The organism is Dietzia sp. B19, from assembly GCF_014145155.1.
Taxonomy (GTDB): Bacteria; Actinomycetota; Actinomycetes; order Mycobacteriales; family Mycobacteriaceae; genus Dietzia; species Dietzia natronolimnaea.
The window spans coordinates 1-4,464 of sequence record NZ_JAALED010000103.1 but is presented as its reverse complement, the minus strand read 5'-3'; the positions used below and the strand labels follow the sequence as shown (position 1 = coordinate 4,464).

Sequence of the window (4,464 nt, the reverse complement as noted above, 5' to 3'; positions counted from 1 at the left end):
TTCCTCCTGCCGGTCTCCGTGGTGCCCCTGCCGGTCGGACCCGCCCGCGGGGCGGACGACGCCCGCGTGCGCCGGGTGGCGGTCCCCGTCGTCGCCGGTGCGTGGCTCGTCGTCGTCGGATGGGCGGTGACCGTCGAGGTGGTCCAGGACCCGTTCCGCGACGAACCGGAGTCCATCACCGCCGCGGGGATCGTCGACGAGCGGCAGTTCTACATCCAGCGGACCGGCCACAAGCACCCGTTGCTCGCGGACGACTACCTCGACTTCCCGCGCATGAGGGCACTGGTGAGAGAGGTCTCGACCAACCGGACGGGGGCGGTCTTCCTGCCGGTCCCGGGCTTCCAGGACCGGTGGGACGTGGTGGCCTACGACCGCCCGATGCCCGGACTGCAGCCGTTCGAACTGCCCGACGACCCCATCAAGACGGTCGTGTTCCTCAACCTGGGCATGACCAGCATGAACCTCCCGCTCGACGTGGACGTCTACGACACCGTGGGTCTGGCCTCGCCGTTGGCCGCACACACCGACCGCATGGAGGACGGGCGTATCGGCCACGACAAGTTCCTCCCGTACGACTGGGTGCTCGCGCGCACCGGGGTGGTCGAGGACCCGGTCAACTTCCCGCGATGGATCGACGTGAACTGGGTCAACCAGGCCGAGGTGGCGCTCACCTGCCCCGCGACCGAGGCGCTGATCGACTCGTATTCCGGCCCGTTGACGCTGGAGAAGCGCTGGTCCAACCTGGTTAACGCATTCTCATTCGCCGAGTACCGGATCAACAGAATCCCTGCATACGAGGTGCAGAGGTGCGGGTTGCCCATGCCTGAGAAAGTGGAGAAGTACCAGGGCACTCGGTAGTGTGGCCCGTACTGTTGTCTCGAATCGATAACAGTAGGGGATCGATCAGGTCCCCGACCTGTAACACCTGTCCCAGAATAAGCGACAGTAACGATGTCGCAGTTCCGGTCCTCCCCTGGTGGGGCCGGTCCGATGGACGTCACCGATGCCCCGGGTCACCTGGGGGCACCAGGAACGAACAAAGGAACCCACGAATGTCCCAGACCACCCTCCGGCGCAAGTTCGCCGCCGGGCTCACCGCCCTGGCGACGGCTGCAGGCCTCGTCGTCGGCGCTCCGGCTCTCGTCGGCGCCCAGGCCACCGAGCAGGGCTCGTCCGCCAGCCTCGGATCCGCCGGATCAGCCGGCGCGCCGCCCGCGGCCCCCGCGTTCCGACCGGCCGGCGGTAACGAGGACCCGCGCGGAAACCGCGGAGTGCTCCGCCCCGGATGCTGGTACGACGAGCAGGCCCGATCCTGGGTCCAGTTCTGCAACGTGTGGTCCAACTCGATGAACCGCGACATCAAGGTGCAGGTCCAGCCCGCCCGCTTCAACGGCGACGCCGGCCTGTACCTGCTCGACGGTCTGCGCGCCCGCGAGGAGTGGAACGCGTGGACCCGGGACGCCCAGGCGCACCGCATCTTCCTGCAGGACAACATCACCCTGGTCATGCCGGTCGGCGGCCAGGTGTCGTTCTACTCCGACTGGGATCGGCCCATCAACCTGGGCGGCCGGCTGCTCGAGTACAAGTGGGAGACCTTCCTGACCTCCGAGCTGCCCGGCTACCTCGCGGAGCACTTCGGGGTCAATCCGCAGAACAACGCCATCGCCGGACTGTCCATGGGTGGCTCCGCGGCCGCGACCCTCGCCGCCAAGCACCCGACGCAGTTCAAGCAGGTCTCGGTGTTCTCCGGTTACATGAACCCCACCGCGCCGGGCATGTACACGATGATCCCGCTGGCGATGTTCGACCAGTGCAAGTGCGACCCGTTCGCCATGTGGGGCCTGCCGGGCTCGCCGCGCTGGGGTCAGAACGACCCGCTGCTCAACGCGGACAAGCTGCGCGACATCCCGATGTACGTCACCGCGGGGTCGGCCATCCCCGGCCGGTACGACCAGCCCTCCAGCCTGCAGGCCGTGTTCAACACCTTCAACGGCATCATCCTCGAGGGTCTGTCGCGCGGTTCGACCATCGCGTTCCAGAACACCCTCAACGCCCGGCCCAACCAGGCCACGTTCGACTACCGCACCACCGGCATCCACGGGTGGGGCTACTGGAACGACGACCTGATCGCCGCCCGCTCGGCGCAGATCCTGCCCGTGATGAACGCCTTCGCGTGGTGATCACGGTCGGTTAGCCGACGAATCGGGCTCCGCTCAGCGAGTCCTCACCCGTCACACCGGGGCCCCGTGCGTAGATTCTCGTGCGGGGCCCCGGTCGCTTGCGTGACCACCGGGTTCGGCCGCGGGAGGGGAGCCCGCGGGCGGACGACGGACCAGGGCCCCGGGCAGAAGCTGTCCGGGTCGCGCTCGCGGCCCGTTCACCGAGACGTTCGGCGACGACGCGGCAAGGAAGAGAACCTCACATGGCGACCCCCAGCGCACACGCGAGCCCCCGCACCCGGTGGGCGTCCCTCCTGGCGGCCCCACTCGTGGTGGGAATGGTGGGCTCCGGCCTCATCGTCCCTCCGGCTGCGGGCGCCCAGGAGACCCCGGTCCGGGTGACCCCGGGTCAGGAGACTCCCGCCCAGGGCTCCCCGGTCCAGGCCTCCCCGGCACAGACCGGTCCCGGCCAGGAGGACCCGGCCCGGGCGACCCCCGGGAACCGGGTGGACTCCCCCTCCCTGAGCGTGCCGACGAGCCTCCCGACCGGAGTCCGCCTGGACAAGGTCGAGTGGAAGACGGCCAACCGGGTCGCACTGTGGGTGCAGTCCCCGGCCATGGAGCAGGCCATCCAGGTGCAGCTCATGCTCCCGGCCCAGTGGAACGCCGAGCCGGAACGCACGTACCCCTCGCTGCTCCTGCTCGACGGCCTGCGGGCGCGCAACGACGCCAGCGGATGGACCCTCGAGACCAAGATCTCCCAGTTCTTCGACGCCAAGAACGCGATCATCGTGCTCCCCGTCGGCGGCGAATCGAGCTTCTACACGGACTGGGTCGCGGACGCCAACGGCTCGGCCTACCAGTGGGAGACGTTCCTCATGGAGGAGCTGCCGCCGCTACTGGCCCGCGACTGGCGGGTGAACGACAAGCACGGCGTGGCCGGGCTGTCGATGGGCGGCACGGCCGCGATGATGCTCTCGCAGCGCTACCCGGATTACTTCCAGTTCGCGGCGAGCTACTCGGGCTTCCTCGACACCACGAGCTTCGGCATGCCCGAGGCCATCAAGGTGGCCATGCAGGACGCCGGCGGGTATCAGGCGGAGAGCATGTGGGGACCCCTCGGCTCGGCCAGGTGGCAGGAGCAGGACCCCAAGCTCCACGCGGACAAGCTCCGCGGCCAGAGCGTCTACGTGTCCGCGGGAAGCGGGAGAACCGGTCCGTGGGACCAGCCGTCGGGTCTGCCGGACATCCCCACCAACTTCCCGGGCTACGGGCTCGAGCTGCTGTCGCGGATGACCACCCAGACCTTCGTCAACAAGGCCCGGGGGGCCGGCGTCGAGGTGACCGCCAACTTCCGGCCCTCGGGCACGCACACGTGGCCGTACTGGCAGTTCGAGATGATGCAGGCGTGGCCCCAGTTCGCGGGCGCCGTCGAGATCGAGAACGTCGAGCCCCCGTGCGCGGCACAGGGCGAGATCGCCCGGGTCGCCGAGCGTCAGCCCGGTCTGGGCCCCTGTCTGACGGGCGAGTACGATGTCAAGGGCGGCAAGGCCACCGACTTCCGCTTCGGCCGCGTCTTCTGGTCGCAGCAGACGGGCGCGCACTCGGTCCTCGGGGCCATCGGCGCCGCCTACCAGGCCGAGGGTGGACCCGACGGCCCGCTGGGTCTGCCCACCTCCGGTGAGACCACCACGCCCGACGGCAGGGGCCGGTTCACCCAGTTCCAGAACGGGGTCATCTACTGGTCGCCGACCACCGGGGCGCACGCGATCCGCGGGGCGATCCGGTCGATGTGGCAGGAGCGCGGCGCCGAGCGCGGCGACCTCGGGTACCCGACCACCGACGAGGTCACCAACCCGAACAAGCCCGGCGTTGTCCAGGGATTCCAGGGCGGCACCGTCTACTGGTCCTCCGCCACTGGCCCCAGGGTCGTCGAGGGCGCCATCCTGAGCACCTACCGGGAGGCCGGCGCGGAGAACTCGGAACTCGGGTACCCGACGACCGACGAGATCTCCCTGACCACGCGTGGCGGCGCCTTCAGTCGCTTCCAGGGCGGGGCGATCTACTGGTCGCCGCGCACCGGTGCGCACGCCATCCCCCGCGGTCCGGTGTTCGACGCCTGGGGCACGGTCGACTACGAGCGTGGCCGGCTCGGCTATCCCACCAGCGCGCTGCGCACCACCCGGGACGGCCAGGTCATGGAGTTCGAGGGCGGCCGGATCACGGTGACCGGCGGCCGGGCGGAGATCTCGTGACGGCCAGGGCGGCGGCTCTCGGCGCGGCGCTCGTGGTGGCGGGCGGGATG

At 69.8% G+C, this 4,464-nt stretch carries 2 protein-coding genes and 1 pseudogene; all 3 read left to right on the top strand.

Going from position 1 to position 4,464, the window contains the following annotated elements; translation table 11 throughout:
- Nucleotides 1-858: pseudogene (locus tag G6020_RS04080) on the top strand (arabinosyltransferase); the annotation flags it as partial.
- Between the two features lie 194 nt (nt 859-1,052).
- Entirely contained in the window at nt 1,053-2,180 is a 1,128-nt protein-coding gene (locus G6020_RS04075; protein ID WP_182609745.1) for an alpha/beta hydrolase family protein, read from the top strand.
- A gap of 242 nt (nt 2,181-2,422) precedes the next feature.
- Nucleotides 2,423-4,414 carry an alpha/beta hydrolase-fold protein gene (locus G6020_RS04070; protein WP_182609744.1) on the top strand — a complete coding sequence of 664 codons (1,992 nt, stop codon included), beginning with the start codon at nt 2,423-2,425 and terminating at the stop codon, nt 4,412-4,414.
- The last annotated feature ends 50 nt before the right edge of the window (nt 4,415-4,464 follow it).

Bases quoted from the DNA above. Each gene is read 5' to 3' on its own strand.
- G6020_RS04075 (WP_182609745.1), top strand. From the start codon at position 1,053: ATGTCCCAGACCACCCTCCGGCGCAAGTTCGCCGCCGGGCTCACCGCC.
- G6020_RS04070 (WP_182609744.1), top strand. From the start codon at position 2,423: ATGGCGACCCCCAGCGCACACGCGAGCCCCCGCACCCGGTGGGCGTCC.